Here is a 21526-nt window from a genome sequence, read left to right on the forward strand (position 1 = left end):
CCGATCGCTCGGGGAGATGGTCCTCCGCGCCAACCGGCCGCCGCCGGAGGTTATTCCGGAGGCAGGGCATTCCGGCGGCGGGGGTGCGGCGCCCTCCCTCAGCGGCGGTAGAGGGCCTCGACGTCCTCGGCGTGGTCCTCGATCACCTGGGCCCGCTTGAGCTTCTGGGACTGGGTGACGTGCCCGGAGTCCTCGGTGAACGGGTGGTCCAGGATGCGGAAGCGGCGGATGGACTCGGCGCGGGAGACGCCCGCGTTGACCTGGTCCACCGCCTCCTGGATCGAGGCCAGCACGGTGGGGTCCGTCGCGGCCTCGGCCGGCGTGAGGCTGAGCTCGCGGTCCAGGGCCCACTGGGTGAAGGCCTCGGTGTCCAGGGTGATGAGGGCGCCCACGAACGGGCGGTTCTCCCCGACCACCACGACGTGCTCGATGAGCCGGTGCTGGCGCAGCGCCTCCTCCATGGGCGTGGGGTACACGTTCTTGCCGCCGGCGGTGATGATCACGTCCTTCTTGCGGCCGGTGATCCGCAGGAAGCCGTGCTCGTCCAGCGCACCGATGTCCCCGGTGCGGAAGAAGTCGTCCTCCATCGCCTCCGCCGACGCCTTCGGCATGCCGTGGTAGCCGTCGAACACCACGGGGCCGCGGATGAGGATCTCGCCGTCCTCGGCGATCTTCACCGTCACCCCGGCCACGGGCAGGCCCACGGTGCCCACGCGGTGCGCGCCGGGGATGTTCACGGTGGCCGGCGCGGTGGTCTCCGTGAGGCCGTAGCCCTCCACGATCGGAATGCCGGCGCCGCGGAAGAAGTGCACCAGCTCCGGGGAGAGGGCGGACGCGCCGGACACGCACGAGATCACCTCGCCGCCGAGGGCCTCCCGGATCTTGCGGTAGACCAGCCGGTCGAACAGCGCGCGCCGGGCGCGCAGCAGGGCCGAAGGCCCGGGGCCGTCCCCGAACTCGGCCTCGTCCACGGCCGTGGACCACTCGATGGCGGTGCGCTTGGCGGCCGCGTAGATCGGCCCGGTGCCGCTCTTCTGGGCCTTGGCCTCGATGCCGGCCTCGACCTTCTCGAACACGCGCGGCACGGCCAGCAGCCACGTGGGGTGGAAGGAGGCGAGGTCGCCGAGCAGCGTGGCCGGGGAACCGGAGTGGGCCACCTGGATGCGGGCGTACAGGCAGATGACCTGGACGGCGTGGGCGAGCACGTGGGCCAGCGGGAGGAAGAGCAGGGTGCGCGACGTTGTCGTCTCCGGGGACCACTGGACCACCTCGCGCGCGAAGTGCAGCACGTTGATGGCCGCGCCCACGAAGTTGCCGTGCGTGATCACGGCGCCCTTCGGGCGGCCGGTGGTGCCGGAGGTGTAGACGATCGAGGCGGGGCTGGCGAGGGTCGCCAGGGAGCGGGCGTGCTCGACGGCGTCGTCCGCCACGAACGCGCCGGCCTCGGCCAGCTCCGCCAGTCCGGCGTCCGTCAGCGGGAACGTCGCCACGTCCACGCCCGCGTGCCCGGCGGCCTCGGCGACGCGCTCGCCGAGCTCCTCGCTGCCGACGGCGACCACCCGCAGGCCCGAATCCGTGACGATGTGCTCCACCTGGTGGGCCGAGGAGGTCTCGTAGATCGGCACGGAGACGGCGCCGGCGAACCACACGGCCTGGTCGAGGACGGCCCACGCGTAGGAGGTGGGGGAGAACAGGCCCACCCGGTCCCCGGGCTGGACGCCGCGGGCGATGAGGCCGGCCGCCACGGCGCGCACCTGGGTGAGGAACGCGGTGAAGTGGACGTCCACCCAGCCGCCCGCGCCGTTGCGCACGGCGTACACGGGGGCGTCCGGCCGGTCGGCACAGGAGGTGACGATCAGGTCCGTGATGTTGGAGTCCGCCGGCGGCATGCCGACGAGCTCGGTGGCGGACTCATGGACGGGGCTCTGGTTCTGCACGGTCCGAGGGTATCCATTCCGGGCGTGCGGCGCGCGGTCGGGCACGCCCGCGCCCGGGACGCGACCGTCAGATCCAGCTGCTGAACCACATCCGCCAGCGCCACTGGTCGTACGGGATCACGTCGCCGATCCAGACGGGCAGGAAGAACAGGGACACGGCGACGGCGATCGTCACGTACGCCAGCACCAGGGCCGAGCCCCAGCGGGGCCCGGGTCGGCGGCCCGGCCGGAGCAGCAGCGAGAGCGCCAGGGCGATCATCATCACGAGGAAGGGCTCGTAGGCGATCGTGTAGAAGAAGAACATGGTCCGCTCGGGCCACAGGAACCACACCAGCTGCCCGGCCGCGTAGGCGCCGAGCAGGGCGCCGGCCCGCCAGTCCCGGTGGCGCACCAGCAGCCACACGCACACGAGGACGGCGGCCAGGCCCGTCCACCACACGAACGGGTTGGCGATGTCCGTGATGGCCGCCGAGCACGCGCCCGCGGCGTCCGCCGGGCAGATCCCCTCGCCGGGCTCTGCGCCCTCGTAGTAGTAGCTCACGGGCCGGCCCATGAACGGCCAGGTCCACGGGTTGGCGGCGTAGTCGTGGGGGCTGGTGAGGCCCTGGTGGAAGGTCGTGGACTCCACGTGGTAGTGCCACAGGGAGCGCAGCGGGCCGGGGACCAGCCCGGCGAGCAGGCCCTCCGGCGGGTTGTCCCGGTGCCAGTCCCGGTAGTAGCCGCCCTCCGTGACGAACCAGCCGGTCCACGAGGCCAGGTAGGCGACCAGGCCGCCGCTCACCACGACCACGAACGCGTACAGGCCGTCCTTCTCGACGCCGGCCCACGCCCAGCGCCGCACCCCGGCGGTCCGGCGCGCGGACATGTCCCACAGGACCGTGAGCAGGCCGAAGGCCGCCATGAACGCCAGCCCGGAGAGCTTCACGGCGCAGCCGGCGCCCAGCAGCACGCCCGCGAGCAGTCGCCACGGGCGCCAGCCGAGCCACGGCCCGCTGGCCAGGGCGTCGCGTCCTAACCGGGCGACGTCGTGGGCGAGCCGCTCCGCGAGCAGCCGCCGCCCGTGGACGCGGTCCGCCAGCAGCGCGGCGAAGGCCGCGAGCACGAAGAACGAGAGGAAGATGTCCAGCAGCCCGATGCGGGACATCACCAGGTGGTGGCCCTCCACGGCCAGCAGCAGCCCGGCGACCGCGCCCAGGGACACCGAGCGCAGCAGGTGCTGCGTGGCGAGGGCGACCAGCAGGACGGAGAGCGTGCCGGCCACCGCGGCGCTGAACCGCCAGCCCACCCCGTTGTCCGGGCCGAACGCGAGCATGCCCAGGCCGATCAGCCACTTGCCCAGCGGCGGGTGCACCACGTAGGCGGCCCCCTCGAGCGGCTCCGCCTCGCCGCGCGCGAACGCGTCGTTGACGTCCTCGCCCCACCGCCGCTCGTAGCCGGACTCCAGGAGGGAGTAGGCGTCTTTGGGGTAGTAGGTCTCGTCGAAGATCAGCTGGTCCGGGTGGGCCAGGTTCGTGAACCGCAGGACGCCGGCGATCACCGTGACCAGCAGCGGCAGGATCCAGTGCCACCGCGTCAGGGGCGCCGCGCTCACCCCGAGGCGGGCGCGCAGGGCGGCGACGCCGAAGGGGCCGTCGTCGGCCGCGACGGCGGCGGGGCGGGGGGCGAGGGCGGTGGCGGGCACGGGCTCCATGCTAGGGGGACGGGTGGAGCAGGCCTCCTCGACGTGCGGTCTGCTCTCAGGCGTGGCCGAGGGGCCACCGGCGGCGCACGGCGGGCGGGAGGAATCCTGCGACGCGCAGGATCCGGTCCTTGTGGGGGCGGAGCCGGTACTTGACCGCTGCCAGGGTGTCCACCGAGCGTTCCCGCCAGGCACGGCGGGCGCCCCTCAGGGGGCTGCGCACTCTGACGTGATACTTGTCCAGGAGCGGCTCAGGGACGATCTCCTGTCCGATGTCGAAGCGGTCGGCGAAGCGGGCGATGCCGAGTTCCTTGTCCGGATAACCCGTGAAGTGCATGACGAACGCGTCCGTCAGGGAGTCCTCGTAGTAGTGCCCGCGCGAGTTCAGCTCTCGGTGGCCGACGATCCGGACGCGCTCGGCGTGCCCGCCCGTCTGGATGGCCCACCACATCTGGTCCTGGTCGCCGTGGGTGAAGAGACCGTCGCGATCGTCGTCCCACCAGGCCCGGACCGTGGCCAGGTCCGCTGTCGAGGTCGCCTCCACGATCGTGCGCGCCGTCTCGTCGTTCCGGAGCAGCATGACCCCGGTGTTGATGCGTGACCAGAACCCGTTCGGCTCTGTGGGCCCTTCGGCGATGACCAGGCTGATGTCGTCACGCTCGGCCTCGGAGATCAGGCGTCGGAGGTTGTCCGCCTCGAAGTCGGTGAAGAAGGCATCGTCGTCCATCCACACGAGCCAGTCATAACGTGGGAGCAGCCGGCGGAGGATGGCGACCTTGTAGTCGAACTTGGTGACGATATGCGGGTCGATGCCCGTCTCGAGCCGGTAGTCCAGCCCGTGCTCTCGAGCGTAGATCGCGTGGTTGACGTAGGAGCGCAGGCGAATCTCATCGCCACCGGACGTGATGCAGATGCGGGACTCGACGGGCATGGTCCTGACCTTCCGGAGAGGCGTGGGCCCGGGCGGGCTCGGGGCGGTGCCTCTACGATCTTGACATATGACCCCGAGACCGACTGATCTGCCGTCCCCGTCGGGCCGCATCGTCCTGGCCGCCACCCCCATCGGCAATCTCGGGGACGCGTCCGCGCGCCTGCGTGAGCTGCTGGCCGAGGCGGACGTGATCGCCGCCGAGGACACCCGGACCGCGCGGCGCCTGTGCGCCGGACTGGGCGTCACCCCGACGGGCAGGGTGGTGGCCCATCACGAGCACAACGAGGCGGCCTCCACCCAGGGGCTGCTGGACCAGGTGCGGGGCGGTGCCACGGTGGCGGTGGTCTCGGACGCGGGCATGCCCACGGTCTCGGACCCGGGGTACCGGCTCGTGGCGGCCGCGGTGTCCGCAGGGCTGCCCGTGACCTGCGCGCCCGGCCCCTCCGCCGTGACCACCGCGCTCGCCCTGTCCGGCCTGCCGACGGGCCGGTTCGCCTTCGACGGCTTCGTCCCCCGCAAGGACGGGGAACGACGGCGATGGCTCACCTCCCTGGTGACCGAGGCGCGCACCGTGGTCGCCTTCGAGTCGCCGCAGCGTCTGGCGGACGCGCTGGCCGTCGTCGTGGAGGTCCTCGGACCGGAGCGGCCGGTGTGCGTGGCCCGCGAGCTCACCAAGCTGCACGAGGAGGTGGTGCGCGGCACGGCGGCCGAAGTGCATGCCTGGGCTGCGGAGCGGCACGCGGGGGAGGGGATCCGCGGGGAGATCGTGCTGGTGATCGGGCCGGCCGCCCCCGGCGCCGAATGCGAGGCGTCCGAGGCGGACGCCGTCGCCGAGGTGGCGGTGCTCGTGGAGTCCGGCACCCGGCTCAAGGAGGCCGTGGCCGCGGTGGCCGGAGCCCACGGGATGCGGAGCCGGGAGCTCTACCAGGCGGTGCTCGCGGCCCGGGGCTGACACGTCCCCGGCTGCACAGCCAGCAGCCGCCTACCGCGTGAACGGTCGATTCACAACGGGTCTCTCAAGCGTGAATAATCACAGATTCTACGACTCGTCGGTTGTGGCAGGACCGCTACTATGTCAGAGTGCCTCATGCCTGTGGAGGTGCCCCAGGTCCTCAGAAGCGCCACGAAAGGCATTGGCATGGTCAACGAAACTCGAGTGATATCACGTCGGCAAGTAACCAAGGGTGTCACCTGGACTGTCCCTGCGATCGCTGCCACCGCCGCAGCCCCGGCCTTTGCTGTATCGAACGTTGGCGTGGTTGCCGGCGCAACTCTGTACGCGAACCCGCTCATGACGAAGTACGTCCAGGCGCAGAACGGTACGACCGCGCTCTATCTGAATGCCACACCGGGCGTGGGTATCCCCGATGCCACGGCCTGCCAATCCGTCCAGAACAAGAAGATCTCGATCGTCTACACGGCTCCTGCGGGCATCGTCGACTTCCGCAAGGTCCTGAACGCTCGGAAGGCCGGCACCCCCTACAACACCTACACGAACGGCAGCGTGGGCGACAGCAAGACCTTCTACACGTTGAAGGTCGGGGACCGCTTCGTGACCGGCACCAACCCCGCATACTGGGAAGTCACCAAGCTGGCCTCGGACGGGTCCTCCATCACCCTGACGTATTCAGCACCCATTACCGGCTGCTATTTCTACGCACAGCCGTCATTCAATCCCTACTTCTGGGCCAAGGACGTGGCGTCCATGGTCAACCAGGTCCACCTCACCGCGTATATCGGCACGCAGCGCGTCGCGTTCGACACGGGGGCCGCGTCGAACGTTACCTGGTCTGCCGATCGCCTCGAGATCATCGGCCCCAAGACGACGAACTGACTCGAGTCTCTCTCAACCCACGTGTCAGCGAGGGGTGGCTGCAGCCCTCTGCAGCCACCCCTCGCTGCATTCATGGGCGTTGCTCCCACCTGCTGGAGCCGCCACGTGCCGAGGGCTCGATGGAGTCGTCGGGTGTTCCACCCGGTGACCCAGTCCAGGATCGCGACCTCGATGGCGATCGCGGAGGGCCCTGGTGGCCCGTACCGGTTGCACCAGACCCTCAGTGTCTGCACGCCGACGCCGAGGTGTGGCACGACAGCGCGGATCGACTCCCCTCTCGGAGCATCTTCGAGTCCCTGTCGGTCATGGGCAGTGCGACCGGCACGCTCACGTACCCCGGGACTGAGCGTCGCGGGCGCACGCCGCTTCTCCTCGCCGCGACTCAGAACGAAACCCCGATCGCTTCACCCCCACGGAGGTTCTCTCCGTCGTCACCGCGCGACGCTCACCAGCGTCCTGGCGGGGTACAGCTAGGATCGGCCGTGGAGCCGCTGCCGACCGCCGCCGGACGGCGTCGGAATAGCCGTGGCCGTCCACCCGTTTCCTTTCAGGACGCGGGGCGTGCCGCCTCCGACCACCGACCCCGAAAGAGGTGCATCATGACCGTGACCGCTGAGCGCGAGAAGGCGCTGCTGGAGTCCGTCCCCACCGGCCTGCTGATCGACGGCGAGTGGCGAGATGCCTCCTCCGGCAAGACCTTCGACGTGAAGGATCCCGCCACCGGCAAGGTCATCGCGAGCCTGCAGGACGCGAACTCCGACGACGCCATGGCCGCCTTCGACGCCGCCTGCGCCGCGCAGGCCGACTGGGCCCGCACCCCGGCCAAGGAGCGCGCCGACATCCTGCGCCGCGCCTACGATCTGATCAACGAGCGCGCCGAGGACTTCGCGCTGCTGATGACCCTCGAGATGGGCAAGCCGCTCGCCGAGGCCCGCGGCGAGGTCACGTACGGCAACGGCTTCCTGCGCTGGTTCTCGGAGGAGGCCGGCCGCCACTACGGCCGCACCCTGACCGTGCCCGAGGGCACGCTGCGCATGCAGGTGCACCACCGCCCGGTGGGCCCGTGCCTGCTGATCACCCCGTGGAACTTCCCGCTGGCCATGGCCACCCGCAAGGTGGGCCCCGCCGTCGCCGCTGGCTGCACCATGGTCCTCAAGGCCGCCAAGCTGACCCCGCTGACCACCCAGCTGTTCGCGCAGGTGATGCAGGAGGCCGGCCTGCCCAAGGGCGTGCTCAACGTCGTGGCGGGCTCCTCCGCCTCGTCGATCTCCAGCCCGATCCTGCAGGACCGGCGCCTGCGCAAGGTGTCCTTCACCGGTTCCACCCCGGTCGGTGTGCGCCTCATGAAGGACGCGGCGGACAACGTGCTGCGCACCTCCATGGAGCTCGGCGGCAACGCCCCGCTCATCGTCTTCGAGGATGCGGACCTGGACGCCGCCGTCGAGGGCGCTTTCGCCGCGAAGATGCGCAACATGGGCGAGGCCTGCACCGCCGCCAACCGCTTCCTCGTGCACGAGGACGTGGCCGAGGAGTTCACGCAGAAGTTCGTGGCCAAGCTCGAGGCGCTCAAGCCCCTGCGCGGCACCGACCCGGAGTCCACCCTCGGCCCGATCGTGGACGAAGGCGCGCGCGACGACATCGACCAGCTCGTCCAGGACGCCGTGGCGGCCGGCGGCGAGGTGCTCACCGGCGGCCACAAGATCGAGGGCGACGGCTACTTCTACGCGCCGACCGCGATCAAGGTGGAGAAGGGCAACCCGATCCTCCAGCAGGAGATCTTCGGCCCGGTGGCCCCGATCGTGACCTTCTCCTCCGAGGAGGAGGCCATCGAGATGGCCAACGACACCGAGTACGGCCTCGCCTCCTACGTGTTCACGAAGGATCAGGCCCGGATGTACCGCGTGGCCGAGAGCATCGAGTTCGGCCTCATGGGCTACAACGTGGGCGTCATCTCCAACCCGGCCGCGCCGTTCGGCGGCGTGAAGCAGTCGGGCCTGGGCCGCGAGGGCGGCGCCGAGGGCATCGAGGAGTACACCTCGGTGCAGTACATCGGCATCGCCGACCCGTGGGCGGCCACGAAGGCCTGACCTCTTCGCCGCGCCGTGTCCTCCGGGGGCGGTATCGGGTGGTATCCGACGTGGATACCACCCGATACCGCCCCCGAGGCGTGTCGGGGGCCCCGGGCTCGGCTCCCTAGAGTGGGGTGCATGGCCCACGCATCCGAGACCCCGCTCGCCTACCGCGCCCCCGCCCAGCAGCCGGACGACGACGGCGGCCCGCGCCGGGACGCCCGCGAGGAGAAGTCGGGCCGCAAGCGTCGTCTCGAGTACCCGCCCGCACCGGAGCCGCTGCCGGTGCCCGTCGTGGACAACCACACGCACCTCGACTTCCGCGACGGCCTGGTCCGGGTGGACGTCCACCAGGCGATGGACGCGGCGGAGGCCGTGGGCGTGACCGGCGCGGTCCAGGTGGGCTGCGACGTCGCCTCGGCCCGGTTCACGATCGCGGCGATCGAGGCCGAGCCCCGCCTGCTCGGCGCCGTGGCGCTGCACCCCAACGACGCGGCCCGCCTGGCCGAGCGCGGCGAGTTCGAGGAGGCGTTCGCGCAGATCGCGGAGCTCGCCCGCCACCCCCGCGTGCGCGCCGTCGGCGAGACGGGCCTCGACTACTTCCGGACGCAGGACGAGGCCGGCCACGCCGCGCAGCAGGAGTCCTTCCGCCGGCACATCCGACTCGCCCGCGAACTCGGCACGGCCCTGCAGATCCACGACCGGGACGCCCACGACGACGTCGTCCGGATCCTGCTCGAGGAGGCGGCCGACGGCGGGCTGCCCCCGCACGTGGTGTTCCACTGCTTCTCCGGCGGCCCCGATCTGGCCCGCACGTGCGCCGAGCACGGCTGGCACATGTCCTTCGCCGGGCCCGTCACCTTCAAGGCCAACGACGAGCTGCGCGAGGCGCTGCGGATCGCCCCGGCCGAGCTGCTGCTCGTGGAGACGGACGCGCCCTTCCTCACGCCGCATCCGCATCGGGGTCGCCCCAACGCGCCCTACCTGGTCCCGCTGACCCTGCGGGGCATGGCGGAGACGCGCGGCGACGACGTGGACGCCCTCGCCCGCGCGGTGAGCGAGAACACCGCCCGGGTGTACGGCTCGTTCTGAGCCGATCCAGACCCGGCCCCTAGGATGGACGACGTGCTGACCCGACTCCTCAAAGCCCGGCTGCCCGAGGGAACGCAGTACCTGGTGGACCGCCCCATGCGGATCCGCCTCGTGTTCGTGGTCCTCGGGTCCGTCCTCGTGGCCGGCCTCGAGATGGTGGCGCTCGCCTCGATCCTCCCGCTGGTCAGCCTGCTGACCTCGGGTGAGCTGGACTCCCCGGCGCTCGAAGGGCTGCTGGCCCGGTTCGGGGCCGTGACGGTGCCGGAGCAGACGGTGGCCTTCGCCGTCGTGATCGTGCTGGCCTTCCTGCTCAAGGCGATCCTGGTGCTCGCGTTCCGCTGGTGGACCATGGGGTTCACCAACCAGAACCTCATCCGCACGTCCGCCACGCTGCTGCGCTACTACCTGCGGGCCGACTACGGCCTGCACCTGACGCGCACGGTCGGCACCCTGGTCAACAACGTCACCGGCACCTCCAGCATGGCCTACACGGGCGTGGTGAACGCGTCTGTCACGTTCCTCACGGAGGCCGTGACGCTCGTCGCGGTGGCGGTCGTGGTGGGCGTCGCCATGCCGCTGACGGGGCTCGGGATGGCCCTGTACTTCCTCGCCGTCGCCTGGGTGATCAAGACCGTGATCCGCCGCCCGGCCTCCCGCTTGGGCTGGACCCTGGTGACCGCGGGGGAGCGGGCCAACACGGCGGCGCTGCAGGGCCTGGAGAACTACAAGGACGTGAAGATCCGCGGCAACGACTCGGCCTTCATGGAGGAGTACCGCGCGGCCCGCATGGAGAGCGCCGAAGCCACGCGGCTCAAGATGATCCTCACGATGATGCCGCGCTACGTGCTCGAGGTCGCCTTCGTGGCCGCCATCGCGGCGCTCGTGGCCGTGGCCTTCATCCAGGGCCGCGGCGGGGAGGCGTTCGGCTCGCTCGCCCTGCTCGCGATGGCCGGCTTCCGCGTGCTGCCGTCCATGGCGGCGCTCATGGCCACCACCAACGAGATCCGCACGTCCTGGCCGGCCTTCGAGCGCACGACGGCGGAGCTCGCCGCCGCGCAGCCGGTCCTGCACGCGGCGGACCGGCCCTACGAGCGCGTCACGTTCGAGGAGGCCATCGAGGTGCGGGACGCGTCCTTCACCTACCCCGGCAAGGCCGAACCGGTCCTGCGCGACATCGACCTGCGCATCCCCTTCGGGTCCTCGTACGCCTTCGTGGGCGGCAGCGGTGCCGGCAAGACCACCCTGGTGGACCTGGTCATCGGCTTCCACCACGCCCAGCGCGGTGGGGTCTACGTGGACGGGGTGGAGCTCGAGGCCAACCCGCGGGGGTGGTGGGACAACGTGGCGTTCGTCCCGCAGTCCGTCACCGTGGTCAACGGAACGGTGCTGCACAACGTGCTCCTGGACGTCGAGGCCGCCCAGACGGCGGACCGGGCCGAGGTGGAGCGCGTGCTGCGCGAAGCCCAGCTGGGCCAGTGGCTGGACGAGCTCCCCGACGGCCTGGACACCGTGATCGGCGAAGGGGCCGTGGGCGTCTCCGGCGGCCAGCGCCAGCGCCTGGGCATCGCGCGCGCGCTCTTCCGGCGCCCCCGCCTCCTCGTGCTCGACGAGGCGACGTCGGCCCTCGACAACCTCACGGAACGCCGGGTGACCGAGGTGATCGAGTCGCTGCGCGGCCGGATCACGGTCATCGTGGTCGCCCACCGTCTCTCCACGGTCAAGCGCTGCGATCAGATCGTGCTGATGGACCAGGGGCGGATCATCGGCCAGGGCACGTTCGCCGGGCTGCAGGAGACGAGCCCCGAGTTCCGCGAGCTCGTCCGGCTCGGTGACCTCTCCACCTGAGCGGACCCCGCGCCGCTGCGTCCCGGCTACCCCGTCCGGCGCCCCGATAGACTCGCGGGCATGGTCCAGCCCTCCCCGCACCCCGCCCCCGCCCCGCTGCTGAGCGCCGCGGACGTGCGGCGCATCGCCGCCGAGCTGGACCTGCGTCCCACCAAGCAGTGGGGCCAGAACTTCGTGATCGACCCGAACACGATCCGGCGCATCGTGCAGGCCGCGGACGTGACCGCGGACGAGCACGTGCTGGAGATCGGCCCCGGACTGGGCTCGCTCACCCTCGGCCTGCTGGACGCGGCCGCCGCCGTCACCGCCGTCGAGATCGACCCGGTCACCGCCGCCCGCCTGCCGCGCACCGCCGCCGAGTTCCGCCCCGGGGCCGAGGACGCCCTCGCGGTGCTGCACGCGGACGCCATGACGCTGAGCGAGCAGGCACTGGCCGAGGTCCGGCCCGCTGCCGCGGCCGGCGGCCCCACCGCGCTCGTGGCGAACCTGCCCTACAACGTGGCCGTGCCCGTGCTGCTGCACGCGCTCGCGGTCCTGCCAGGGCTGCGGCACGGCCTGGTGATGGTGCAGGAGGAGGTCGCGGACCGTCTCGCGGCCGGGCCCGGCTCCAAGGTCTACGGCGTCCCGTCCGCCAAGGCGGCGTGGTATGCGGACGTGCGCAAGGCGGGCACCATCGGCACCCAGGTGTTCTGGCCCGCTCCGCGCATCCACTCCGGGCTGGTCGCCTTCACCCGGCGCGAGCCGCCGGCGGGCAGCACGTCCCGCCGGGAGGTCTTCGCCGTGGTGGACGCCGCCTTCGCCCAGCGCCGCAAGACCCTGCGCGCCGCGCTCGCCTCCTGGGCGGGGTCGCCGCAGGCGGCGGAGGACGCCCTGGTGGCCGCCGGCGTGGACCCACGCGCCCGCGGCGAGGCCCTGGACATCGCGGCCTTCGCGCGGATCGCCGAGCACGGCCCGCGGCGTGCGGCGGAGGAGGTGGTTGCATGACGACGGAGGACCTCGGCCTCGACCCCACGGCCCGGCACGTCACGGTCAGCGCCCCCGGCAAGGTGAACCTGTCCCTGCGGGTGGGACCCCCCGGCGCGGACGGCTACCACCCCGTGGCCACCGTGTACCTGGCCGTCAGCCTGCGGGAGACCGTCACGGCGATCGCGCGCACGGACGGGAGGATCACCGTCGGCCCGTCGGGCCGCCACATCAGTCTGGTGGACACCCAGGACGTGCCCTGGGACGAGCGCAACCTCGCGCACCGCGCCGCCGCACACCTGCGGCGCACCCTCGGGCTCGATCCTGACACCCACGGCGTCCACCTCGAGGTCGCCAAGCAGGTCCCGGTCGCGGGCGGCATGGGCGGCGGCTCCGCCGACGCGGCCGCCGCGCTGCTCGCGTGCAGCGCCCTGTGGGAGACCGGGCACACCCGCGCCGAGCTCGCCGAGCTGGCCGCCCCGCTGGGCGCGGACGTGCCCTTCAGCGTGCTGGGCGGCGCCGCCGTCGGGCTCGGAACGGGGGCGGAGCTGACCCCCGTCGCGGCCCGCACCCCGGTGCACCTCGTCCTCGTCCCGGCGGACGCCGGGCTGTCCACCCCCGTGGTGTTCCAGACCCTGGACGAGCTGCGCCGGGAGGGTCACCTGCCCGACGGGCCGGCGCGCCCGGAGGTGAACGAGGCCGTCCTGCGGGCCCTCACCGCGGCGGACCCGCTCGAACTCGCCACCGCCATGGACAACGACCTGCAGACCCCGGCCGTCGTCCTGTTCCCCGAGCTCTCGGACGTCCTCGACCTCGGTATGGACGAGGGCGCGCTGCGCGGCATGGTCTCCGGCTCCGGCCCCACCCTGCTCTTCGTGGCGCAGGACGAGGCCTCCGCGCTGCGGCTGGCCTCGGCCATCGAGGAGCGCACGGGCGTGCGCGCCCTCCCCGTCCACGGCCCCGTGCCCGGCGCCCACGTGCTGTGACACCCGGCGGCGCACCCCGCCGCCCCCGACCACCCCTCCTCCGTCCGGAAAGGACCACCTCCTCCATGGCCCACCTGCTCGGCGCCGAGAACATCGGCATCGCCTTCGGAACCCGCACCGTCCTCGAGGGCCTCTCCCTCGGCGTGGATGAGGGGGACCGGATCGGACTCGTGGGCCGCAACGGCGACGGCAAGTCCACGCTCATGCGCATCCTCGCCGGCCTTCAGGAACCCGACACGGGCCGCGTCACCCGCCGCGGCGGCGTCCGCGTGGGCGTGCTGGACCAGCAGGACCGGCTCGACCCGGAGCACACCGTGCGTCAGGCCGTGGTCGGGGACGTGGACGACCACGTGTGGGCCTCAGACCCCAAGGCCCGGGACGTCCTGGGCGGTCTCCTCGACGGCTTCGACCTGGAGCAGTCCGTGCGGGGCCTCTCCGGCGGCCAGCGCCGTCGCGTGGCCCTGGCCCGTCTGCTCGCCGGGGACGACGACGTCCTCTTCCTCGACGAGCCCACCAACCACCTGGACGTCGAGGGCGTCGCGTGGCTCGCCCGCCACCTGACGCAGCGCTGGCGCCCCACCGACGGCGGCCTTGTGGTGGTCACCCACGACCGGTGGTTCCTCGACGAGGTCTGCACGCGCACGTGGGAGGTGCACGACGCCACGGTGGACCCGTTCGACGGCGGCTACGCGGCGTGGGTGCTCGCGCGCGCGGAGCGCTCCCGGCAGGCGGCGGTGACGGAGCAGAAGCGTCAGCAGCTCGTGAAGAAGGAGCTCGCCTGGCTGCGCCGTGGCGCCCCGGCGCGCACGTCCAAGCCGAAGTTCCGCATCGAGGCGGCCAACGCCATCATCGAGGACGTCCCCGCCCCGCGCGACTCGGTGTCCCTGGCGAAGATGGCCACGGCCCGGCTCGGCAAGGACGTCCTCGACCTCGAGCACGTGAGCCTGACGCTGGGGGAGAAGCCGATCCTCGACGACGTCACCCTGCGCCTGGCGCCCGGCGAGCGGCTCGGCGTGGTCGGCGTCAACGGTGCGGGCAAGTCGACCCTGCTGCGCCTGCTCGACGGCCGCATCGCTCCGGACTCGGGGCGGGTGAAGCGCGGCAAGACGGTGGTCTCGGCCACCCTCACCCAGGACGTGAAGGAGCTCGACGACGTCGCCCACCTGCGCGTCGCCGAAGTCATGGCCCGGGAGGGTTCGTCCTTCCAGGTCGGTGACCGCGAGATGTCCTCCGGCCAGCTGCTCGAGATGCTCGGCTTCGGCACCTCCCGGCAGTGGACTCAGGTCTCCGAGCTCTCGGGCGGCGAGCGCCGGCGCCTGCAGCTGCTGCGTCTGCTCGTGGGCGAGCCCAACGTCCTCATGCTCGACGAGCCGACCAACGACCTGGACACGGACACCCTGGCCGCCGTCGAGGACGTGCTGGACGGGTGGCCGGGGACCCTGGTGGTGGTCTCCCATGACCGTTACCTGCTCGAGCGCGTCACCGACCACCAGGTCGCCCTGCTCGGGGACGGCAAGGTCCGCGGCCTGCCCGGCGGGGTGGACCAGTACCTCGAGCTGCGCGCCGCGATGGACGACGCCGGCGGCCCGGCCCGGGGAGCCGGCGCAGCTCGGGGCCGCAACGACGTCGTCGGGACGTGCGCGGGCATGGGCGGGCCGGAGGAGGACACCGGGCCCACCGAGGCGGAGCGTCGGCTGGCCCGCAAGGAGATGGCCCGGCTCGAGAAGCAGATGACCCGGCTCCGGGACCGGAGGTCCGGCCTCGAGGCGCGGATGGCCGAGCTGGGGCAGGCGCAGGACTTCGACGCCCTCACCGCGGCCTCCGCCGACCTGAAGGACCTCGACGCGCAGCTGGACGTCCTGGAGGAGGAGTGGCTGCAGGCTGCTGAACTCGCCGAAGGGGACTGACGGGCGGGCGCGCACAGGAGAGTGCGGCAGGTCGCACAGCCGGCGACTGTTTCCGTCCTATAATCGGGGGCCGGGGCACGGCACCATGCCCGGCCCACATGACGTGGACCATCCCCCCGCGTCAGGACGGAGGAGCAGAGCGTGTTCGCGAGCCCCGGTGACGAGTCGACCACGCTTCGCATGGGCTCGACCGCCCGCGGTCGTGTCCTGGGCCGGACCTGGGAGCGAGGCCTTCCACGACTCGTCCTGGTCGTGGACGTGGTCGCGGTCCTGCTCGCCACCTTCGTGTCGGCCCAGCTCCGCTTCGGCGGACCGCGGCGCACCACCCTCCCGGGCGCCGCACTCGTCGACTACAGCGTCATCAGCCTCGCGCTGAGCGCGGCCTGGGTGCTCGCGCTGACCATCCAAGGCTCCCGGGACATCCGGATCTTGGGGGTGGGCACCGAGGAGTACAAGCGGGTCCTGCAGGCCACCCTGTACCTCTTCGGCACCGTCGCGATCCTCGCCTATGCGGCAGGTCTCGAAGTGGCGCGCGGCTACGTGGGCCTGGCTCTGCCGCTGGGCGTGCTCCTGCTCCTGCTGGGCCGGTTCCTCGTGCGCGGGTGGGTGGCGCGGCAGCGACACCGCGGCAGGTTCCGGCGGCGGCTCCTGCTCGTCGGCGGCCCGAAGGCCGTCCGGCACATCTTCGAGGCCCTCGACTCCGAGGCCGGCGCCGGCTACGCCCCCGTGGCGGCGGCCCTCCCCGGATACAAGACCCGGCAGGAGGACTACCTCCCGATACCGGTCTCCACGGACCTGGACACCGTGGAGGACGTGGTCGCCCACGTGGAGGAGCGCGACGTCGAAGCCGTGGTGATCACCTCGGGCCACCCGTTCGTCCCCTCGGACGTCCGCCGGCTCGGCTGGGAGCTGCAGGAGCGCGGCGTCTCCCTGATCATGGCGCCCGCCCTCGTGGACGTCGCCGGACCCCGCCTCCACACGCAGCCCCTCGCGGGCCTGCCGCTCATCCACCTCTCCACCCCGCGCCTCTCCGAGGGCAAGGCGTTCGCCAAGCGGGCGTTCGACGTCGTCGCGTCGGGGCTGGGCCTGATCGCCATCTCGCCGCTGTTGATCGCCGTCGCGATCGCGGTCAAGGCCACGGACGGCGGGCCGGTGCTGTTCCGGCAGGAGCGCATCGGTCTCGGCGGCAGGCCGTTCACCATGCTCAAGTTCCGTTCCATGGTGGTGGATGCCGAGGAGATCCGGCAGCGGCTCGTCTCGGACGGCGGGGATGCGGACGTGCTGTTCAAGATGAAGGACGACCCGCGCATCACCCGGATCGGCAAGCTCATCCGCCGCACCAGCATCGACGAGCTGCCCCAGCTCGTGAACGTGCTGCGGGGGGACATGTCCCTCGTGGGCCCGCGGCCTCACCTGCCGCACGAGGTCGAGGCCTACGAGCAGTACGTGCACCGCCGCTTCCTGGTGCAGCCCGGCATCACGGGGCTGTGGCAGGTCTCCGGCCGGTCCGACCTCCCGTGGGAGGAGGCGGTCCGCCTGGACCTCTACTACGTGGAGAACTGGTCCATCCTGGGCGACCTCGTGATCCTGGGGCGGACCGTCAAGGCCGTGATCGCCGCCGACGGCGCCTATTGACCCCGGATCCGCGCGACCTGTGTGGAAGAATGGGCCGTCGTCGCCGCCCCCTGGGGTCCGGCGCTCCGCCCTGGTGTAATGGCAGCACGCCGGCCTTTGGAGCCGTGCGGTCTAGGTTCGAATCCTAGGGGCGGAACCCCCGTCCGCTGACCCCCACCGGTGCAGGAGCCCCCATGTCCCAGCCGTCCGCCCGTCCCTCCGCCGTGATCGTCCTGGCCGCGGGCCAGGGCACCCGCATGAAGTCGACGACGCCGAAGATCATGCATGCGATCGGGGGGCGCTCCCTCGTGGGCCACGCGCTCGCGGCGGCCTGGTCGCTCGCGCCGGAGCACCTCGTGGCCGTGGTCCGGCACGAGCGGGCCCGCGTGGCCGAGCACATCGAGACGGTGGCGGCCCAGCTGGGCATCGACGCGCTGGCGATCGCCGACCAGGACGACGTGCCGGGCACCGGCCGCGCCGTCGAGCTGGGCCTGGCCGCCCTGCCCGCGGACCTCGAGGGCACCGTCGTGGTGACCTACGGCGACGTCCCGCTGCTGACCCCGGAGACGCTCGCCCGCCTCGTCGCGGACCACGAGGCGGACGGCAACGCCGTCACCGTGCTCACCGCCACCCTCGAGGACGCCACGGGCTACGGCCGCATCGTCCGCGACGCCGAGGGCCTCGTGGAGCGGATCATGGAGCACAAGGACGCCCTCGCCCACGCCGAGTCCACGGGGGACGACTCCTTCGTGGCGATCCGCGAGGTCAACTCCGGCATCTACGCCTTCGACGCCGCCCTGCTGCGCCGCACCCTGCCGGAGATCTCCACGGACAACGTGCAGGGTGAGAAGTACCTCACGGACGTGCTCGGCATGGCCCGCGCCGAGGGCGGCCGTGTCGCCTCGGTGGGCACGGACGACGTGTGGGAGGTCGAGGGCGCCAACGACCGCCGTCAGCTCTCCGACCTGGGCCGCCAGCTCAACGACCGCGTGCTGCGCGGCTGGATGAAGGAGGGTGTCACGGTCGTCGACCCGTCCTCCACGTGGGTGGACGTCACCGTCTCCCTCGCCTCGGACGTCACGCTCAAGCCCGGAACCCAGCTGCATGGGGCGACGTCGGTGGCCACGGGCGCCGTCGTCGGCCCGGACTCCACCCTCACGGACACGCAGGTGGGGGAGGGCGCCGTGGTGAAGCGCACCGACGCCACGGAGGCCGTGATCGGCGCGGGCGCGACCGTCGGCCCGTTCACCTACCTGCGCCCGGGCACGGTGCTGGGGGAGGACGGCAAGATCGGCGCGTTCTACGAGACCAAGAACGTGACCGTGGGCCGCGGCGCCAAGCTCTCCCACCTGGGCTACGCCGGGGACGCCGAGATCGGCGAGTACACCAACATCGGCTGCGGCAACATCACCGCCAACTACGACGGCGTCGCGAAGCACCGCACCGTGATCGGGGCCCACGTGCGCACCGGCTCGAACACGGTGTTCACGGCCCCGGTCTCGGTGGGCGACGGCGCCTACACCGGTGCCGGCGCGGTGGTCCGCGACGACGTCCCGGCCGGCGCCCTGGCGCTGAACGCCGTGGCGCAGCGCACCATCGAGGGCTGGGTGCCCGCCAAGCGCCCCGGCAGCATGTCCGCGCAGGCCGCTGTGGCGGCCGGGGCGACGGTCGCGGACGCCGAGGGCTGATCCCTCGCGCCCTAGGATGGGTGCGAGGACCGGGCCGCCCCGGGCGGCCGACACCGACGCCGGACGCCGTCGGTCCTGGAACGCGAGACCACGAAGGATGTTGAGGACGTCATGACGGAGCTGAGCCGCAGCGAGGACAAGCGACTGGTGCTGGCCACGGGCCGCGCCCACCCCGAGCTCGCGCAGGAGATCGCCGAGGAGCTGGGCACCGAGCTGCTCCCCATGAGCGCCTACGACTTCGCCAACGGCGAGATCTACGTGCGCTCGGGCGAGTCGGTGCGCGGCAAGGACGTGTTCATCATCCAGTCGCACCCGGCGCCGCTGAACAACCACCTCATGGAGCAGCTGATCATGGTGGACTCCATGAAGCGCGCCTCCGCCCGCCGCATCACGGTGGTCTCGCCGTTCTACCCGTACGCACGCCAGGACAAGAAGGGCCGCGGCCGCGAGCCGATCTCGGCCCGCCTCGTGGCGGACCTGTACAAGACCGCCGGCGCCTCCCGTGTGATGAGCGTGGACCTGCACACCGCCCAGATCCAGGGCTTCTTCGACGGCCCGGTGGACCACCTGTTCGCCATCCCGCTGCTGGCGGACCACATCCGCTCCAGCGTGGAGGGCGAGGAGGTCACGGTGGTCTCCCCGGACACCGGTCGCGTGCGCGTGGCGGAGCAGTGGGCGGACCGCCTGGGCGGCGTGCCGCTGGGCTTCGTGCACAAGAGCCGGGACCTCACCGTTCCGAACAAGGCCGAGTCCAAGACCGTGGTCGGGGACGTCGAGGGCCGCGTCTGCGTGCTGATCGACGACATGATCGACACCGGCGGCACCATCGCCGGCGCCGTGCAGATCCTCAAGGACGCCGGCGCCAAGGACGTCATCATCGCCGCCACGCACCCGGTGTTCTCGGACCCGGCCGCCCAGCGTCTCGGCGAGTGCGGCGCCCGTGAGGTCGTGGTGACCAACACCCTGCCCATCCCGGAGGAGAAGCGCTTCGAGACCCTCACCGTGCTCTCGATCGCCCCGCTGATCGCCCGCGCGATCCGCGAGGTCTTCGAGGACGGCTCGGTCACCAGCCTCTTCGACGGCGTCGCCTGACCATGGCCGAGCGCGTCGAGCCGGCCCACGGGGACGACGGCGGCGCGGTGGCCGCGCCGCAGCCTCACCGTCCGCGCCTGCCGTTCTGGGCCTCCCTGCTGCTGAACGTGGTGGTGGCCCTCGCGGTTGTCGCCGTGGTGCAGGCCCTGTGGGTGAAGGTGTACTCGGTGCCGTCCGGCTCGATGGAGAACACCCTCGAGGTGGGGGACCGCATGCTGGTCAACCGCACCGCCTACCCGGACGGGATGGCCGACTCCCAGGACGTGGTGGTCTTCACGGCCAACGAGGACTGGGCACACCCCATGCCACCGGAGGGGGCCGTGGAGAACGTCGTCCGCACGTTCGGCGACCTCACCGGCATCGGCCGCTCGCACGAGCAGGCGTTGGTCAAGCGCGTGGTCGGCACCGCGGGGCAGACCGTGGAGTGTTGCACGGCCGAGGGCGCGGTGACGGTGGACGGGGAGCCCCTGGACGAGCCGTACATCCACAACGACCTGCCGTTCCTCCGGGACGAGCTGGACTGCGAGTCCGAGGTGATCTCCGCGCGCTGCTTCGGCCCGGTCACCGTGCCGGAGGACTCGATGCTCGTGCTCGGCGACCACCGCTCGAACTCGGCCGACTCCGTGATCGCGTGCCGCGGCATCCCCGCCGACCAGGCCGGGGACTGCGCCCGCTTCGTCACCCGCGAGGACATCGTGGGCGAGGTCTTCGTGACCGTCTGGCCGCCCACGCACTGGGGCGGGCACTGATCTCCTGAGGGGGCGGGGCGCCGGCCGCCTCCGGGCCGTGCCGACTCACCCGGCCGTGGCCAGCTGCACGGCGATCAGGGCGTCCATCGCCTCCCGCACCCGGGCCTCGGCGTCCTCGGGCACGGGCCCTTCAGCGCGGAGATGGGCCACCACGTCGGCGGCCGTCCGCGGCTCGTCCAGCAGGAGCCAGACGGACGGGCCCAGACCTTCGAGCACGACCAGGCGGTCCGAGGCGAGCAGGACCAGGCGGCCGCTGTCGGTCAGGATGCCGTCGTCGACGGCGCAGCGGGACACCGCGCCCGGGACCGCCGCACCGACCGAGGCCCGCAGCTCCTCATCGGTGAGCGCCTCCCAGGCGGGGGTGACGGGCGTGGGCGGGGCCGCCAGGAGGCCGTCGACGACATCCCGCAGGTCCTCCGCTTCGGCGTAGACCAGGCGTTGGGCGCCGCCGACCGCGTCGAGGACGCGGCAGAGCGTCACGAGACCGCGGGGGAGCAGGGAGAGGGAGGAGGTCTGGGGGACGAGCGCCTCGAGCGCGGCCACGAGTTCTATGGCCTCCGCCCGCGGCGTCACCGGGCCTGCCGGATCCCGCACGCGGTCCAGCACGGCGATCCGGGCCAGCCGGGCGTCGGGGAGGGTCGGACCGAGACCCAGGTCGTCCGGGCCTCGCTGGGTCTTCGGGCGCCCCCCCCGTGACCCCAGCAGGGACAGCGGTTTGGGGTAGGGCGTGACGGTCAGGCCGTCCGGTGCGATGATCGCCGTCTCGTCGGTGAGGTAGGCGAAATGGGGTCCCAGCCGGCGCGTGGCCGTCGTCTTGCCCGTCCCGGACGCCGCCACCAGGACCATCGCCGCCGCGGTGTCCGGTGCGGCGAGGCACGCGGCATGGAACAGCAGGTGGGTGCCGCGGGCGGACTCGATCGTCCGTGAGGTCGCCAGGAACACCAGGTCCTCGTGCCACTGGAGCCACGGAGACGCGGTGTCGGCGCCGCGGTGCGCATCGGCGTGGGCGGGCGGCTGCACGACCTCCACACCGCACCGGGCCCAGGACGCGATGACCTCCGCGCGCTCGTCTCCTGTGAGGCCGCTCACCGTCACGGCATCGAGACCGGTGCCGATGCGCAACGCGGTGGTCTCGCTCATG

Annotated in this window: 16 protein-coding genes and 1 tRNA gene; 13 read left to right on the forward strand and 4 right to left on the reverse strand. The window is 72.2% G+C overall.

The features are described from left to right. Positions 1-98: 98 nt before the first annotated feature. The 3 genes from DE149_RS04160 to DE149_RS04170 all read right to left on the reverse strand — a co-directional run bounded on the left by DE149_RS04160 (position 99) and on the right by DE149_RS04170 (position 4546). A complete protein-coding gene (locus DE149_RS04160; protein ID WP_113914001.1) occupies positions 99-1937 on the reverse strand; it encodes a long-chain fatty acid--CoA ligase in 1839 nt (612 codons plus the stop codon). A gap of 67 nt (positions 1938-2004) precedes the next feature. Next, a complete protein-coding gene (locus tag DE149_RS04165; protein WP_113914077.1) occupies positions 2005-3618 on the reverse strand; it encodes a phospholipid carrier-dependent glycosyltransferase in 1614 nt (537 codons plus the stop codon). 55 nt (positions 3619-3673) lie between these two features. Beyond that, complete coding sequence (locus DE149_RS04170; protein ID WP_060973968.1) at positions 3674-4546, reverse strand: hypothetical protein; 873 nt, start codon at positions 4544-4546, stop codon at positions 3674-3676. A gap of 67 nt (positions 4547-4613) precedes the next feature. Between DE149_RS04170 and rsmI the strand changes: the two genes are divergently transcribed. The 13 genes from rsmI (at position 4614) to lepB (ending at position 20385) form a co-directional block, all read left to right on the forward strand. Continuing rightward, entirely contained in the window at positions 4614-5498 is an 885-nt protein-coding gene (gene rsmI, locus DE149_RS04175) for a 16S rRNA (cytidine(1402)-2'-O)-methyltransferase (protein WP_095695409.1), read from the forward strand. A gap of 135 nt (positions 5499-5633) precedes the next feature. Beyond that, positions 5634-6380, forward strand: coding sequence for a hypothetical protein (locus DE149_RS04180; RefSeq protein WP_147084459.1), 747 nt, complete (start codon positions 5634-5636; stop codon positions 6378-6380). Between the two features lie 599 nt (positions 6381-6979). Beyond that, positions 6980-8467 carry an NAD-dependent succinate-semialdehyde dehydrogenase gene (locus DE149_RS04185; protein WP_036316357.1) on the forward strand — a complete coding sequence of 496 codons (1488 nt, stop codon included), beginning with the start codon at positions 6980-6982 and terminating at the stop codon, positions 8465-8467. 120 nt (positions 8468-8587) lie between these two features. Next, positions 8588-9541 carry a TatD family hydrolase gene (locus DE149_RS04190; RefSeq protein WP_113914003.1) on the forward strand — a complete coding sequence of 318 codons (954 nt, stop codon included), beginning with the start codon at positions 8588-8590 and terminating at the stop codon, positions 9539-9541. Between the two features lie 24 nt (positions 9542-9565). Continuing rightward, entirely contained in the window at positions 9566-11386 is a 1821-nt protein-coding gene (locus tag DE149_RS04195) for an ABC transporter ATP-binding protein (RefSeq protein WP_233490701.1), read from the forward strand. A gap of 60 nt (positions 11387-11446) precedes the next feature. Beyond that, positions 11447-12370, forward strand: a complete 924-nt coding sequence (gene rsmA / locus DE149_RS04200; RefSeq protein ID WP_049147847.1) for a 16S rRNA (adenine(1518)-N(6)/adenine(1519)-N(6))-dimethyltransferase RsmA — start codon at positions 11447-11449, stop codon at positions 12368-12370. Further along, the gene (locus DE149_RS04205) at positions 12367-13335 is read left to right on the forward strand and encodes a 4-(cytidine 5'-diphospho)-2-C-methyl-D-erythritol kinase (RefSeq protein ID WP_113914004.1); all 969 of its coding nucleotides are present in this window, start codon (positions 12367-12369) and stop codon (positions 13333-13335) included. The genes rsmA and DE149_RS04205 overlap by 4 nt, the downstream gene beginning before the upstream one ends. Positions 13336-13400: 65 nt before the next feature. Beyond that, positions 13401-15242 carry an ABC-F family ATP-binding cassette domain-containing protein gene (locus DE149_RS04210; RefSeq protein WP_036340429.1) on the forward strand — a complete coding sequence of 614 codons (1842 nt, stop codon included), beginning with the start codon at positions 13401-13403 and terminating at the stop codon, positions 15240-15242. Positions 15243-15383: 141 nt separating this feature from the next. Beyond that, positions 15384-16877, forward strand: a complete 1494-nt coding sequence (locus DE149_RS04215; RefSeq protein ID WP_113914005.1) for a sugar transferase — start codon at positions 15384-15386, stop codon at positions 16875-16877. A gap of 64 nt (positions 16878-16941) precedes the next feature. Next, positions 16942-17013: transfer RNA gene (locus DE149_RS04220), tRNA-Gln, on the forward strand. Positions 17014-17050: 37 nt separating this feature from the next. Further along, positions 17051-18544: a bifunctional UDP-N-acetylglucosamine diphosphorylase/glucosamine-1-phosphate N-acetyltransferase GlmU gene (gene glmU / locus DE149_RS04225; RefSeq protein ID WP_113914006.1), complete on the forward strand. Its 1494-nt coding sequence runs from the start codon at positions 17051-17053 to the stop codon at positions 18542-18544. Between the two features lie 111 nt (positions 18545-18655). After that, entirely contained in the window at positions 18656-19636 is a 981-nt protein-coding gene (locus DE149_RS04230; RefSeq protein WP_036340441.1) for a ribose-phosphate diphosphokinase, read from the forward strand. Between the two features lie 2 nt (positions 19637-19638). Then, on the forward strand, positions 19639-20385 hold the full coding sequence (lepB, locus tag DE149_RS04235; protein ID WP_113914007.1) for a signal peptidase I: 747 nt from the start codon (positions 19639-19641) through the stop codon (positions 20383-20385). 45 nt (positions 20386-20430) lie between these two features. On the opposite strand, the gene DE149_RS04240 is transcribed toward lepB, so the two are convergent. Next, on the reverse strand, positions 20431-21525 hold the full coding sequence (locus DE149_RS04240) for a PqqD family peptide modification chaperone (protein WP_113914079.1): 1095 nt from the start codon (positions 21523-21525) through the stop codon (positions 20431-20433). Position 21526: the final 1 nt, after the last annotated feature.

The sequence above is a fragment of the Micrococcus sp. KT16 genome, from assembly GCF_003315015.1.
GTDB classification, from domain to species: Bacteria; Actinomycetota; Actinomycetes; order Actinomycetales; family Micrococcaceae; genus Micrococcus; species Micrococcus luteus.